This is a genomic window from Halosubterraneus shenae (genome assembly GCF_050510935.1).
GTDB lineage: Archaea > Halobacteriota > Halobacteria > Halobacteriales > Haloferacaceae > JBDGPU01.
Genome location: NZ_JBNLVO010000003.1, coordinates 131,581 through 144,269 on the forward strand (window position 1 = coordinate 131,581; position 12,689 = coordinate 144,269).

Sequence of the window (12,689 nt, forward strand, 5' to 3'; positions counted from 1 at the left end):
CGTTCCGGCTGCTCTTTTTAAACGGATCCGTCGCCGGCGACGAGCCGGCACTCCATGCCGTCGACCGTGACGGCGTCCGTCGCCTCGTCGACGTCGTAGCCCGCGCTCCGCAGTCGCTCGCGGGTGGCAGCCAGCGCCTCGGCGCTCGGGAGGCGGATCTCGAACCAGTCCAGCCCACGGCCGCGCTGGGGTTCGGTCCGGTCGTTCCAGGTGTTGAGCCCGACGTGGTGGTGGTAGTCGCCCGCGGCGACGAACGTCGCGGACTCGTTCCACGTCTGGCGGACGCGCATCCCGATACCGTCGACGAACAGTGACTGAGCCGCCGGGAGGTCGGTCACTTCGAGGTGGACGTGCCCGACGGTCGTGGCAGCTGGGACGCCCTCCGCCGCTGTCGCGTCGGCTCGGCTCGCGTGCGCCCGGAGGTCGGCCAGGTCCAGCGGCCGGCTGTCGATGGCGACCTCGCCGTCTCCCTCCTGCCACTCGGACCTGGGGGTGTCACAGTACACCTCGACGCCGTTGCCCTCGGGGTCGCGGAGGTAGAGCGCCTCGCTGACGAGGTGGTCGGAGGCCCCCGTCAGGGTGGCCGTCGCCTCGATGCGCTCGAGGGCGACGCCGAGCGCCTCGCGCGAGGGGACCAGAAACGCCGTGTGAAACAGGCCGGCCTCCTCGCGGGTCCGCGCGGGCGCGTCCGGCGCCGCGGAAAGCACTAGCAGGGGTTCCTCGCCGGCCCCCAGCACGACCCGGTCAGCGGACTCGCGCAGGCGACGGAGTCCGACCACCGTCTCGTAGAACGTCGCTACCGTCTCGAGGTCGGCGACGCGTAGCGATACCCGGCCGATCGCCGTCGACGGCGGGATCCCGTCGGTTTCTCCCATATTGAAATACAGGCAGCAGGCTGCCTTGAGGTTACCCCCTGCAGCGCGCCCGCCGCTAGCCGGGCCACGGCCGGCCGTCCCCTCAGGCCCCCTCCTCCAGCTGGTCGTACCGCGCTTCGAAGTTTGCGAGACAGGAGCCACAGCAGAAGTGGTAGCGAGTGCCGTCGATGCGGGCGGTCTCGCCCTCGCTCCCGACGGTGTTCCCGCACTCGACGCAGTCGATGGCGAGCTCCGCGTCGCCGAGCGAGGGCGTCCACTCGTGGCTGGCCAGCATCGTGACCGCGACGTCCTCGACGGCGTCCAGCCCGACCGTCTCCGCGAGGAAGGGACGGATCTCGCCCTCGACCGTGGTTGTGAACCGGATCGTGCCGTCGGCCGCGACGAACACGTGGTCCACGCGGTCGGAGGCGACCAGGGCCGCTCGGCACTCCTCGACCGCGTCGGCGGCGTCGGTGCTGACGGTCAGCGTGACGAGCGCCTCGATCCCCTCGGAGACGGTCTCGTCGTCGATACGGACCGAGAACCCCTCGATGACGCCGATCTCCTCGAGACGGTCGACGCGGTCGGAGACGGCCGGCGCCGAGAGGTCGACCTGGTCGGCGATGTCGCTGTATGGGCGGCGGGCGTCCTCCAGGAGCAACCGCAGGATCTCGCGGTCCACGTCGTCGAGCGTTCGCATGGCCGGACGTTGCGCTGCATCCGTTAAGTCGTCTCGGGTCGACCACAGGGGAGCGGTATCCGGCGTTCAGTCGGCGGCGTCGACGAGCGCGTCGAGCCGGTCGCGGATCCAGTCCATTTCGTCCTCAGTGACGGCGTGGCCGGCGTCCGCGTAAATCCGCTCGGTGACGTCGGCTCCGTGTTCTCCCAGTATCGCCGTCGTTTCCCGGACCGCGTCGCGGCTGACGTGCGGGTCCGTCTCGTCGCAGCCGACCAGCGCGGGCGTGCCGGCGAGCGATCCGCTGTCAGCGGGGCCGGTTCCGATCCGTGCGTCGATACCACCATCGCCGCCGCGGGCGCCGTCGCCGGCTGCACCAGTCCCCGGAACCGCACCGGAGAGGACCCCCAGGCCGCCGTATCGGTGGCGGTTCCGAATGGCGTACTCGGCGGCGACGCAGGCGCCCTGCGAGAACCCGACGAGGACGGTGCGCTCGGGCGGCACCCCGGCGTCACTCGCGCGGTCCAGCGCGTGCCGGACGCAGTCGACGGCCGAGGAGAGGTGCGGCTCGTTGGCCTCGACGGGCGCGTCGAACGCGCGCGGGTACCAGCTGCCGTGGTACGCCGCGGGCGCGAGGAACGTGACCCCGTGGCGGTAGAAGTCGCTGGCGACGCCGCGGACGAACCCCTCAGGCGTCGCTCCCCGGCCGTGGAGGAGGACGACCGCCGCCTCGGCCGCCATCGCCGGCGCGCCCGCGGTGACGAAGCGCTCGCCGCCGTGGGGCCCCGTGACGTCGGTCATCGTTCCCGCGGTCGCGTCGGTCGCGTCGGTCGTGTCGGGCGCATCGGGCGCCCCGTCGGGCCCTGGCGTGTCCTCAGTCATGGTCCGTCCCGTACGGCAGTTCGAGGTCGGGCAGCTGGCTCTCGATCAGCTCGCGGTCGGGTTCGAAGGTGTCCGGCAGGTACAGCGACTCGCCGAGCGCGTCGACCGACTCCACGCCGGCGAGCCCCGGTTCGGTCGTCGCCAGCTCGAAGAGGATCCCGCCGGGGTCACGGGCGTACAGTGAGTGGAACAGGTGCCGGTCCTTCACGTCGGACACGTCGAAGCCGCGCTCGTCGAATTCCTCGCGCCAGGCCAGCAGCGCGTTCTGGTCGTCCGCCCTGAGGGCGACGTGGTGGATGGTGCCCGGGCCCTCCCGCCCGAACCCCTCGTCGCGGTCGACGACGTCGACGACGGCGTCACCGCCGATACCACGGTCGTCGCTCGCCGCCTTCGCGTACCGAACGCGGTCGCCCGCGCCGTCGACGTGCTCGAACCCGAGCAGCGCCAGCGCGCTCGCCGTCGCGTACGGGTTGACCGGCAACAGCGTCACGCCCCGGATCCGGCGGATCGCCGCGCGTTCGGGGACGAGCTCGGTCCAGGGCGTCGGCCCGCCCGCGGCGTCGGGCTGTCCGGTACCCGCATCGGCGACGGCGACGAGCTCCAGCGGCGTCCCGGCGGGATCCGAGAAGGTGAGCAGGTCCTCGCCGAACCGCTCCACGCGCGTGAACTCGACGCCGTGGTCGGCGAGACGGTCGGCCCAGAAGTCGAGCGAATCCGCCGGCACCGCGAACGCCGTCGCCGACGGCTGTGGCCGGCCGAGTCGGCCCGGGTCGCCGTGTGGGTTCGGAAACACGGTGAAGACGGTGCCGGGTGTCCCCCTCGCGTCCCCAAAGTAGAGATGGTGCTGGAGCATGTCCTCGTAGTTCACGGTGCGCTTGACGAGCCGCAGGCCGAGCGTGCCGGCGTAGAAGTCGACCGCGGCCTGCGCGTCGCCGACCATCGCCGTGACGTGGTGGATGCCGTCCGGCGGCTGCGGCGCCTCGTCAGTCATATAAATCCCCTCCGCCGTCGGCAACGACGCGTCGCATACTTCAACCTGGCAGGGCGTCGGGTAAAAGAGCGCGGCCGACGGTCGACGTCGGTCGTTGCTGGTCCGGGTGGTGGCGACGATCAGAGGTACTCGACGATGGCCTGGCTGACGGCCGCCGTCGACGCGTCGCCGCCGAGGTCGGGCGTGCGCGGGCCGTCCGCGAGGACGGTTTCGACGGCGTCGCGGACCTGCTGTCCCGCCGCGTCGTGGCCGAGGTACTCTAAGAGCATCGCGGCCGAGAGCACCGCCGCGGTTGGGTTCGCGACGCCGTCGCCGGCGATGTCCGGGGCAGTGCCGTGAACCGGTTCGAACAGCGCGTTCTCCTCGCCGATGTTCGCCGACGGGAGCAGTCCGAGACCGCCGACGAGCCCGGCGGCGAGGTCCGAGAGCACGTCGCCCGCGAGGTTCGGCGTGACGACGACGCCGTACTGGCTCGGGTTCATCGGGAGCTTCGTCGCGAACGCGTCCATCAGCTCCTCGTCGGCGTCGACCCCGTGGTCGTCGGCGACGTCGTGGACCGCCTCGAGGAAGCGCCCGTCCGTCTCGCGCATCACGTTCGACTTGTGGACGACGGTGAAGCCGTCGCCGTGGTCGGGCCCGCGGTCGTCGCCGACGAACTCGCAGGCGAACTCGGCGAGCTGGCGGGAGGCGGAGGAGGTGACGACGCGCGTGAGCGTCGAGAGGTCCTCGCTCAGGCGGTTCTCGTGGCCCGCGTAGACACCCTCGGTGTTCTCGCGGAGGAAGACGACGTCCGTCTCCGGGCGCACGGCGTCGACGCCCGGGTAAGCCCGCGCCGGGCGGACGTTGACGAACGAGCCGACGGCCTCCCGGAGCGGGAGGATCACGTCGGCCGCCGTCTCGCCGGCGGCACCGAACAGCGTCGCGTCCGCGGCGGCGACGGTATCGTACGTCGCGTCGGGGAGCGGCACGCCGGTCGCGTCGGCGACGGCGTCGCCGGCGTCGGCCTCGACGAACTCGAAGTCGACGTCGGCGTTCGCGGCCTCGACCGCTTCGAGGACCTCGACCGCAGCCGGGACGACCTCCTGACCGATTCCGTCGCCGGGAACGACGGCGATCCGCTCCGTCACGCTTCCTCCTCCGGATCGGGAACGTGGTCGTCCGGCACGTAGGGGAGCGAGCGCGCGGTGTCGGCGACCGCGTTCGCGTTCGCGCCCATCAGCGCCGTCGTGTCCCAGACGCCCTCGACGAGGGCCTTCCGCTGGGCGTCACTGACGCTCGCGTCGACGGTCGTGTCGCCGTAGTGGACTTTCTCGTTCTCGACGTCGACGTCGATCTCGGCGTCGGGGTTGGCCGCGACGAAGTCCTGGAGGTTCTCGATGGCCTCCTGGCTCGCCGTGACCGTCGGGATCCCGAGCGCGAGGCAGTTGCCCGCGAAGATCTCCGCGAACGACTCGCCGACGACGACGTCGATCCCCCAGCGCATCAGCGCCTGGGGCGCGTGCTCGCGGGAGGAGCCGCAGCCGAAGTTGCTGTTGACGACGAGGACGTTCGCGCCCTGGTACTGCTCCTCGTTGAAGGGATGGTCCTTCTCGTTGTCGTCGTCGTCGAAGCGCTGGTCGAAGAAGGCGAACTGCCCCAGCCCGTCGAAGGTGACGACCTTCAGGAACCGGGCCGGGATGATCTGGTCCGTGTCGACGTCGTTGCCGCGGACGGGGATGCCGGTGCCGGCGACGTCCGTCACCTTCTCGGCCGGCGCCTCGCCGTTCGCGAACTGGTCGTGGTCAACGCTCATGCGGCCGTCACCTCCTTCATCTCGCGAACGTCGGTGACCTCGCCGGTCACCGCCGCAGCCGCAACCATCGCCGGGCTCATGAGGACCGTGCGCCCCTCCTTGGATCCCTGACGACCCACGAAGTTCCGGTTCGAGGAGGACGCGCTCGTCTCGGCGCCCTCCAGCTGGTCGTCGTTCATGCCGAGACACATCGAGCAGCCCGGCTCGCGCCAGTCGAAGCCCGCTTCTTTAAATACCTCGTCGAGGCCTTCTTCCTCGGCGGCGCGCTGGACGCGCTGGCTGCCGGGGACGACCATCGCGCGCACGTCGTCGGCGACCTCGCGGCCCTCGACGAACGTCGCGGCGTCGCGCAGGTCCTTCAGGCGCGCGTTCGTACACGAGCCCAGGAACGCGACGTCGACGTTGTAGCCCTCCATCGTGTCACCGGGTTCGACGTCCATGTGCTCCATCGCCTGCCGGGCCGTCTCCTGCTTGTCAGCCGGCAGCGTCTCGGGGGCCGGGATCGGCTCCGTGACGCCGACGCCCTGCCCGGGGGTCGTGCCCCAGGTGACCGTCGGCTCGATCGCGGAGCCGTCGATGGTGACGACGTCGTCGTACTCGGCGTCGTCGTCGCTGGCGATGGACTCCCAGTACGGCTTCAGCTGCTCGAACTTCTCGGGGTCGTCCTCGAAGGCGTCCGTGCCCTCGAGCCACTCGTAGGTGGTCTCGTCGGGGTTGACGTAGCCCGCGCGGGCACCGCCCTCGATCGACATGTTGCAGATGGACATCCGACCCTCCATCCCGAGGCTCTCGATGGCCTCGCCGGCGTACTCGTAGACGTAGCCGACGCCGCCGTCGGTGCCGAGTTCGCGGATGATGGTCAGGATGACGTCTTTGGCGGTGACGTGCTCACCGAGCTCGCCGGTAACCTCGATCTTCCGGACCTTCTGCTTCTCCATCGCGACGCAGCCGGTCGCCAGCACGTCGCGGATCTGCGAGGTGCCGATCCCGAACGCCAGCGCGCCGAACGCGCCGTGGGTCGACGTGTGGGAGTCCCCGCAGACGATCGTCATGCCGGGCTGGGTCAGTCCCTGCTCCGGTCCAATGACGTGGACGATCCCCTGGTCGCCGGTGTCGGGATGGGAAAAGTCGATGCCGGCGTCGCGGACGTTCGTCTCCAGCTCCGAGAGCATCTCCTCGGCGGCGTCGTCCGCGAAGGGGCGGTCGCGGTCGCCCGTCGGGACGATGTGGTCGACCGTCGCATGCGTGCGCTCGGGGTACGCGACCTCCATGTCGCGCTCCTTGAGCATCCCGAAGGCCTGGGGACTCGTTACCTCGTGGACCAGATGGAGACCGACGAACAGCTGGTCCTGCCCGGTCGGCAGCTCCGTCACCTTGTGGCGGTCCCAGACTTTGTCGTACAGCGTGCCCTCGCTCATTCAGTCGTCACCTGGGACGAAGCCGGAATCGCCGCGGTCCCAGACGTTGTTCACGTTCAGGTCCCGCGGCGTGTGGTCGATCTCACCCATCGTCTGGGTGCTGTCGGTGGCCGAATCGCTGGCGTCGACGGCCGCCGAGGTGCCGTCCTCGCCGTCGACGACCTTCGGCTCGGCGCCGCCGTCGGCGACGGCCGGGCCGCGGCGATAGATGCCGCCGAACGTCTCGTTCGTGTACGGGTTCGTGTGCGAGACGTCGCCCATCGTGGGTCGGTCCTCCGACTGGTCGGCGTCGCTTCGGTCGTCCGCGCCCCGGTCGCGCTCCTCAGTCATCCGCGCTCACCTCGGCCTTCTCCTCGGCCGTCTCCTCCTCGTCGGCCCAGGCGAACAGGCCGCGGAGCTCCTCGCCGACGGCCTCGATCTCGTGGTTGCGCTCGGCCGCCTTCAGCTGGGTGTAGGAGGGCCGGCCGGCCTGGTTCTCCGCGATCCACTCGCGAGCGAAGGTGCCGTCCTGGACGCCCTCCAGGACCTCCTCCATGTTCTCGCGGGCGTGGTCGTCGATGACGACGTCGCCTTTCGTGAGGCCGCCGTACTCGGCGGTGTCGGAGACGGAGTCCCACATGTCGCCGATTCCTCCTTCATACATCAGGTCGACGATGAGCTTCATCTCGTTGAGACACTCGAAGTAGGCCATCTCCGGGGAGTAGCCGGCGTCGACGAGCGTCTCGTAGCCCTGCTTGATCAGTTCGGCGATGCCGCCACAGAGGACGGCCTGCTCGCCGAACAGGTCGGTCTCGGTCTCCTCCTGGAACGACGTCTCGACGACGCCGGCGCGGGTACAGCCGATGGCCTTCGCGTACGCCAGGGCCTCCGCTTTCGCGTTGCCCGTGGCGTCCTGGTAGACCGCCAGCAGGCCGGGCGTCCCTTCGCTGTGCTCGTAGTTGCGGCGGACGAGGTGGCCCGGCGACTTCGGCGCGATCATCGTCACGTCGACATCCTCGGGCGGCTGGATCTGGTTGTAGTGGATGTTGAAGCCGTGCGCGAACTGCAGCGTGTCGCCGGCCTCGAGGTTCGGCTCGATGGCGTTCTCGTACACGTCCGGCTGGACGGTGTCCGGCACCAGCACGGAGACGACGTCGGCAGCTTCCGCGGCGACCGCGGGCGTCTCGACCTGCAGCCCGTCGGCTTCGGCGGCCTTCCGGGAGGCGGAGTCCTCGCGGAGGCCGACGACCACGTCGACGCCGCTGTCGGCGAGGTTCTGCGCGTGGGCGTGGCCCTGGGAGCCGTAGCCGAGGACGGCTACCGTCTTGTCGATGATCTGGGAACTGTTCGCGTCGTCGTCGTAGTAAATCGTCGCGTCGAGGTGGTCGCTCATTTGTTGTATGGGGTTTCGTGGGGTGTCGGTTCGCCGGAGGTTCCGGGTTCCTCTCCGGGGACTGTCGCGGTGTCGCCACGCGCCAGTGCTGCCTGGCCGGTGCGGGCGACCTCGATAATGCCGAACTGCTCGAAGGCGTCGAGTGCGTCGTCGATCTTGTCCTCGTCGCCGGTCAGCTGGACCGTGATGGTCCGGGGGCCGGCGTCGCGGGTGGTCCCGCCGTACATCTCGGTGATGGCCTGGACCTTGTCCGGCTCGTCGCCGCGCACCTTCAGCAGGATCAGCTCGGTGGCGACGGCGTCGTCGGCGAGCTCGCCGACGGAGATGACCGGCTTCAGCTTCGAGAGCTGCTTTTTCACCTGGTCGATGCCCGGGTCGGGCTCCTCGACGACCATGGTGAGCCGGCTGTGGTTCTCGACCGTCGTCGGGCCGACGGTGAGGCTCTCGATGTTGAACTGGCGCCGGGAGACGAGCCCGGAGATACGCGAGAGGACGCCGGGTTCGTCCTCGACCAGCGCCGAGATGGTCGCGCGGCGGGGCTCGTGTTCCGCCTCGGCCGCGGGGTCGATGCGGATCCCCTGCTCGTTGCGGCGGCCGGTGGGGCGCGGTCGTTCGTCCGGTGCCGGCCCCGGCATGCGAGCCGAGTCGCTCCCGCCGTCGGCGCGGGTGCGGTAGTCGACGTGGTCGGGGTGGTCGTCGCCTTCGGGATTCTCTTCACTCATAAGTGCTCCTCCGAGAGGGCGAACTGTCCGTTTGCACCACCTGATGGCACCATCGGCAGAACGTTCTCCTCGGGGTCGATGTGGACGTCGACGACGGAGGGGCCGTCGTAGTCGAGGGCGTCCTCGACCGTGTCGGCGACCTCGTCGTACTCGTCGATGCGGAAGCCGCGGGCGCCGAACGCCTCGGCGATCTTGTCGAACTCCGGCATCCAGTCGTAGTCGGAGGCCATGTGGCGGCCCTCGAAGAAGGCGTCCTGCCACTGGCGGACCATCCCGATGTACTCGTTGTTGAGGACGGCGATGGTGACGTCCATGTTCTCGCGGACCGCGACCGACAGCTCCTGGATCGTCATCAGGAAGGAGCCGTCGCCGTCGAAGCAGACGACGTCGCGGTCCTCGTGACCCTCCACGTCGGCGGCGAGTCGCGCGCCGATGGCGGCGGGGATCCCGTAGCCCATCGTCCCGAGGCCATGCGAGGAGACCCAGGTCCGGGGCTCGGTGAACGTCCAGAACTGCGCGGCCCACATCTGGTGTTGCCCGACGCCGGTGGTGACGATGGTGTCGTCGTCGGTCGCCTCGTCGAAGGCCTCGACGACGAACTGCGGCTTGAGCGGCTCGTCCGCGGGCGTGGCGTACGTCATCGGGTACTCCTCCTGCCACGCCTCGCACTGGTCGCGCCACTCGGCCGCGGCGGGCGCATCCTCGACGGCGTCGGTTAGCTGGTCGAGGACGGTGCCGGCGTCGCCGATCAGCGGGTAGTCCGCGTGGACGTTCTTGCTGATCTCCGCCGGGTCGATGTCGACGTGGATGACCTCCGCCTCCGGCGCGAACGCGGGGATACCCCCCGTCAGCCGGTCGTCGAAGCGCGTGCCGACCGCGATGAGGCAGTCAGTGTGGGTGATCGCCATGTTGGCGTAGCCGGTGCCGTGCATACCGGCCCACTCCAGACAGAGCGGGTCGTCCTCGGGGAACGCGCCGATGCCCGGCATCGTCGTAACGACCGGGATACCGTTCTCCCGGGCGAACTCGCGGGCTTCCTCGCTGGCTTCGCCCTTGATAACGCCGCCGCCGAACAGGCACAGGGGCCGTTCAGCGGATTCGATCGCGCGCGCGGCGCGTTCGACGGCGTCGGGGTCGGCGTCGGGCGTCGGTTTCGTGCCGGCGGGCGCCTCCGCCGGGCCGGGCTCCGACTCCGTTTCCGTCAGCGTCGTGTCCTTCGGCAGGTCGACGAGGGTCGGGCCGGGACGGCCGGACTCCGCGTAGGCGAACGCCTCGCCGACGGTGTCGCCGACGGTGTCCGGGTCGTCGGCGAAGTAGTTGTGCTTCGTGATGGGCGCGGTGACGCCGGTGGTGTCCGTCTCCTGGAAGGCGTCGTTGCCGACGAGGTCCGTCGGGACCTGGCCGGTGAGCGCCAACATCGCGTCCGAGTCCATCGAGGCGTCCGCGATGCCCGTCACGAGGTTCGTCGCGCCGGGGCCCGAGGTCGCGAGCGCGACGCCGGGCTCGCCGGTGACGACGCCGTAGGCGTCGGCGGCGTGGGCCGCGCCCTGCTCGTGGGCCATCGTGACGTGGTTGACGTCGGACTCGTAGAGCGCGTCGTACACCGGCATGATCGCGCCGCCCTGCACGCCGAACGCCGTTTTGGCGCCGGCGTTCTCGAGGGCGGTCACGACCGAGTCGGCGCCGGTGCGCGGCTCCTCCGTCGCGGGCGACGCGGCGTCGCCAGACGAGATCTCCTCGGCGTCCGCTGTCGATGCCCCTTCCTGTTCCGTGGCCGCGGCCGAATCCGTGACGGGGTCGGCGGGGTCGTCCGCCGCCGTCCCGGCGTCCGGGGCCGCGTCCGTCGGTTCCGTCTGTGCTGCGTGCTCAGTCATCTGTTGTAGCTGCTGTTGTCGCGATAGTAGTCGTCCGCGGCCGGCGCGGTGGGACCGACTCCGGCCCGCACACGCTGGCCACGGCGCTGGTGAACGATACCTGGAAACCGTGAAAAGTGGGGTAAGTAGGGGGCTAGGCCCCTACAATACCCGAAGTGATCGCGACGACAGCGAGCGCTCCACGGGACCGAGCCTGCGGAGTATCCTGTCGTCTCATCGTGTCCGCCGAAACGGGCGGCGCCTATAAATCCCTTGCGTGCCGCGCAAGGATTGCACGACCCCATCGGCGAAACGGGGTGTGTCATTGACGATCCCTCAGTTCCGTGGCCTGGTCGGTGCCGTAGCTGCCGCTGCCGACTGTTTCGAAACGGGGGAGCGCTCATCTGACCCTGACCTCCTCCTCTTCGAGGACGCCCATCTCGTTGGCGAACCGCTCGACGTCGCCGACGGTGACGCGCCGTTTCTCGGCGCCCTGCTTTTTCACCTTCTTCGTGATGGTGCGTACCTCGTCGTCGGTCGGGTCGAAGCCGGCCTCCTCCAGGTGCTTGCGCACGCTGTGGGTGCCGGTGTGCTTCCCCAGCACGAACTCGCGCTCGGCGCCGACCATCTCGGGGGTCATGACGCCGGGCTCGAACGTATCCGAGTTCTCGATCACGCCCGCGGCGTGGATCCCGGATTCGTGGGAGAACGCGTTCCGGCCGACCACGGGCTTGTTGCCCGTGACCGGGATGTCGGACGCGTCCTCGACCATTCGTGAGAGGCCCGTGATGCCCTCCGTCTCGATGCCGGTGTCGACGCCGTACATCGATTCCGCGGCCATCACGACCTCCTCGTAGGCGGCGTTGCCGGCGCGTTCGCCGATGCCGTTCACCGACACCTGCGCCTGGTCCGCGCCGTTCTCGAACCCGGCCAGCGCATTGGCCGCGGCCAGTCCGAAGTCGTCGTGGGCGTGCACGTCGATGCGCGCGTCGGTCACGTCGTCGACCGCGGCGACGGTTTCACCGAACGCCGTCGGCGTCGCCACCCCGCAGGTGTCCGGGATGTTGATCCAGTCGACGTCGACCTCGCTGACCGCCTCGACGATCTCCGTGAGGAAGTCGGGGTCGGTGCGCGTCGCGTCCATTGGCGAGAACATGCACTCGACGCCCGCTTCCTTCACTCGCTTCACGCTTTTCACGGCGCGCTCGATGGCATCCGAGCGGGTCGCGTGCATCGAATCCTGGAGCTGTACGTCGCTCGTGGATACGAACACGTGGACCATCTCCACGCCGGAATCTATCGCTGCCTCCACGTCCTTGTCGACGACGCGGGCGAGCCCGCAGGTCGTGACAGAGGTCGCGGCGGCGATGTCGCTCACGGCTTCGAACTCGGCCTCCGAGTTCACTGGGAACCCAGCTTCGATCACGTGGGTGCCCATGTCGTCCAGCCGTTCGGCTATCTGCCGTTTCTCGTCGTAGCTGAACGACGTCCGCGGTGACTGTTCGCCGTCGCGTAACGTGGTGTCGAAAATCCGAACCGGACCGATCTCAGTGGTAGAGGCTATTGTGCCCTTGAAGATCTCGATCCGCCGGCTTTGCCGACGTATCCTCCGTATGGTGTGTCATCGCACTCGATGAAAGGATGGACCTCCTATTAAAGGATTTCGCCAAGTCAGATTTCGCGCCATTTTGATCTATCACGATCGAAATTACAGGTTCAAAAATCGCCAGACGTAATCGGTGTGGTATGCAGGTTAGGAATAAAAGGGACCTTATACACTCCCGACGAGTTCTGGTTCGAAATCTCGTTTATACCCTCTCTGGACGGGTGTTCAGACCTCGGCCGCACCTCGCGCGCGCTTCTGCGACTTGTGGGATTCTCCCCGGTTCTTCACGACATTCAGATATATTTGGGGCCAGTATTGCTGATTCGAATGGATTGGAGGGCTGCTCTGAGGTTGTGTACGAAAGGTTCGTCTACTACTGCTGGTGAGAGCATAAATCCGATCGCGAAAAGTCGTGTGCTGCCTGATCGCGGTTCGTTGTATGGTTTGTTCGTTCGGTTATCGGCGCCAGCAACACCACTCAGCATGCCCAGAAAGCCCCAGCCGCTGAGGCGCTCGCGCTGCT

Annotated in this window: 12 protein-coding genes; all 12 read right to left on the minus strand. The window is 68.9% G+C overall.

All coding sequences use genetic code 11. The features are described from left to right. Positions 1 to 17 precede the first annotated feature (17 nt). Positions 18 to 875: a VOC family protein gene (locus tag ACQE3M_RS07105; RefSeq protein ID WP_430504902.1), complete on the minus strand. Its 858-nt coding sequence runs from the start codon at positions 873 to 875 to the stop codon at positions 18 to 20. An 82-nt stretch (positions 876 to 957) separates the two neighbouring features. Then, positions 958 to 1,554 carry a winged helix-turn-helix transcriptional regulator gene (locus ACQE3M_RS07110; RefSeq protein WP_430504903.1) on the minus strand — a complete coding sequence of 199 codons (597 nt, stop codon included), beginning with the start codon at positions 1,552 to 1,554 and terminating at the stop codon, positions 958 to 960. Positions 1,555 to 1,620: 66 nt separating this feature from the next. After that, on the minus strand, positions 1,621 to 2,412 hold the full coding sequence (locus ACQE3M_RS07115; RefSeq protein WP_430504904.1) for an alpha/beta hydrolase: 792 nt from the start codon (positions 2,410 to 2,412) through the stop codon (positions 1,621 to 1,623). Beyond that, positions 2,405 to 3,403, minus strand: a complete 999-nt coding sequence (locus tag ACQE3M_RS07120) for a VOC family protein (RefSeq protein WP_430504905.1) — start codon at positions 3,401 to 3,403, stop codon at positions 2,405 to 2,407. The genes ACQE3M_RS07115 and ACQE3M_RS07120 overlap by 8 nt, the downstream gene beginning before the upstream one ends. Before the next feature lie 119 nt (positions 3,404 to 3,522). Further along, positions 3,523 to 4,530: an isocitrate/isopropylmalate dehydrogenase family protein gene (locus ACQE3M_RS07125; RefSeq protein ID WP_430504906.1), complete on the minus strand. Its 1,008-nt coding sequence runs from the start codon at positions 4,528 to 4,530 to the stop codon at positions 3,523 to 3,525. Beyond that, positions 4,527 to 5,195: a 3-isopropylmalate dehydratase small subunit gene (gene leuD / locus ACQE3M_RS07130; RefSeq protein WP_430504907.1), complete on the minus strand. Its 669-nt coding sequence runs from the start codon at positions 5,193 to 5,195 to the stop codon at positions 4,527 to 4,529. The genes ACQE3M_RS07125 and leuD overlap by 4 nt, the downstream gene beginning before the upstream one ends. Beyond that, on the minus strand, positions 5,192 to 6,613 hold the full coding sequence (gene leuC / locus ACQE3M_RS07135; protein ID WP_430504908.1) for a 3-isopropylmalate dehydratase large subunit: 1,422 nt from the start codon (positions 6,611 to 6,613) through the stop codon (positions 5,192 to 5,194). The genes leuD and leuC overlap by 4 nt, the downstream gene beginning before the upstream one ends. After that, on the minus strand, positions 6,614 to 6,943 hold the full coding sequence (locus tag ACQE3M_RS07140; protein ID WP_430504909.1) for a hypothetical protein: 330 nt from the start codon (positions 6,941 to 6,943) through the stop codon (positions 6,614 to 6,616). Further along, positions 6,936 to 7,985, minus strand: a complete 1,050-nt coding sequence (gene ilvC / locus ACQE3M_RS07145) for a ketol-acid reductoisomerase (protein ID WP_430504910.1) — start codon at positions 7,983 to 7,985, stop codon at positions 6,936 to 6,938. The genes ACQE3M_RS07140 and ilvC overlap by 8 nt, the downstream gene beginning before the upstream one ends. Further along, positions 7,982 to 8,620 (minus strand): acetolactate synthase small subunit, encoded by a 639-nt coding sequence (gene ilvN, locus ACQE3M_RS07150; protein ID WP_430505274.1) that lies wholly within the window; start codon positions 8,618 to 8,620, stop codon positions 7,982 to 7,984. Before ilvN ends, ilvC begins: the two co-directional genes overlap by 4 nt. A gap of 83 nt (positions 8,621 to 8,703) precedes the next feature. Then, complete coding sequence (gene ilvB / locus ACQE3M_RS07155; RefSeq protein ID WP_430504911.1) at positions 8,704 to 10,581, minus strand: biosynthetic-type acetolactate synthase large subunit; 1,878 nt, start codon at positions 10,579 to 10,581, stop codon at positions 8,704 to 8,706. A gap of 379 nt (positions 10,582 to 10,960) precedes the next feature. Continuing rightward, positions 10,961 to 12,175, minus strand: coding sequence for a LeuA family protein (locus ACQE3M_RS07160; RefSeq protein WP_430505275.1), 1,215 nt, complete (start codon positions 12,173 to 12,175; stop codon positions 10,961 to 10,963). Positions 12,176 to 12,689 lie beyond the last annotated feature (514 nt).

Bases quoted from the DNA above. Each gene is read 5' to 3' on its own strand.
- ACQE3M_RS07105 (WP_430504902.1), bottom strand. From the start codon at position 875: ATGGGAGAAACCGACGGGATCCCGCCGTCGACGGCGATCGGCCGGGTA.
- ACQE3M_RS07110 (WP_430504903.1), bottom strand. From the start codon at position 1,554: ATGCGAACGCTCGACGACGTGGACCGCGAGATCCTGCGGTTGCTCCTG.
- ACQE3M_RS07115 (WP_430504904.1), bottom strand. From the start codon at position 2,412: ATGACTGAGGACACGCCAGGGCCCGACGGGGCGCCCGATGCGCCCGAC.
- ACQE3M_RS07120 (WP_430504905.1), bottom strand. From the start codon at position 3,403: ATGACTGACGAGGCGCCGCAGCCGCCGGACGGCATCCACCACGTCACG.
- leuD (WP_430504907.1), bottom strand. From the start codon at position 5,195: ATGAGCGTTGACCACGACCAGTTCGCGAACGGCGAGGCGCCGGCCGAG.
- leuC (WP_430504908.1), bottom strand. From the start codon at position 6,613: ATGAGCGAGGGCACGCTGTACGACAAAGTCTGGGACCGCCACAAGGTG.
- ACQE3M_RS07140 (WP_430504909.1), bottom strand. From the start codon at position 6,943: ATGACTGAGGAGCGCGACCGGGGCGCGGACGACCGAAGCGACGCCGAC.
- ilvC (WP_430504910.1), bottom strand. From the start codon at position 7,985: ATGAGCGACCACCTCGACGCGACGATTTACTACGACGACGACGCGAAC.
- ilvN (WP_430505274.1), bottom strand. From the start codon at position 8,620: ATGCCGGGGCCGGCACCGGACGAACGACCGCGCCCCACCGGCCGCCGC.
- ilvB (WP_430504911.1), bottom strand. From the start codon at position 10,581: ATGACTGAGCACGCAGCACAGACGGAACCGACGGACGCGGCCCCGGAC.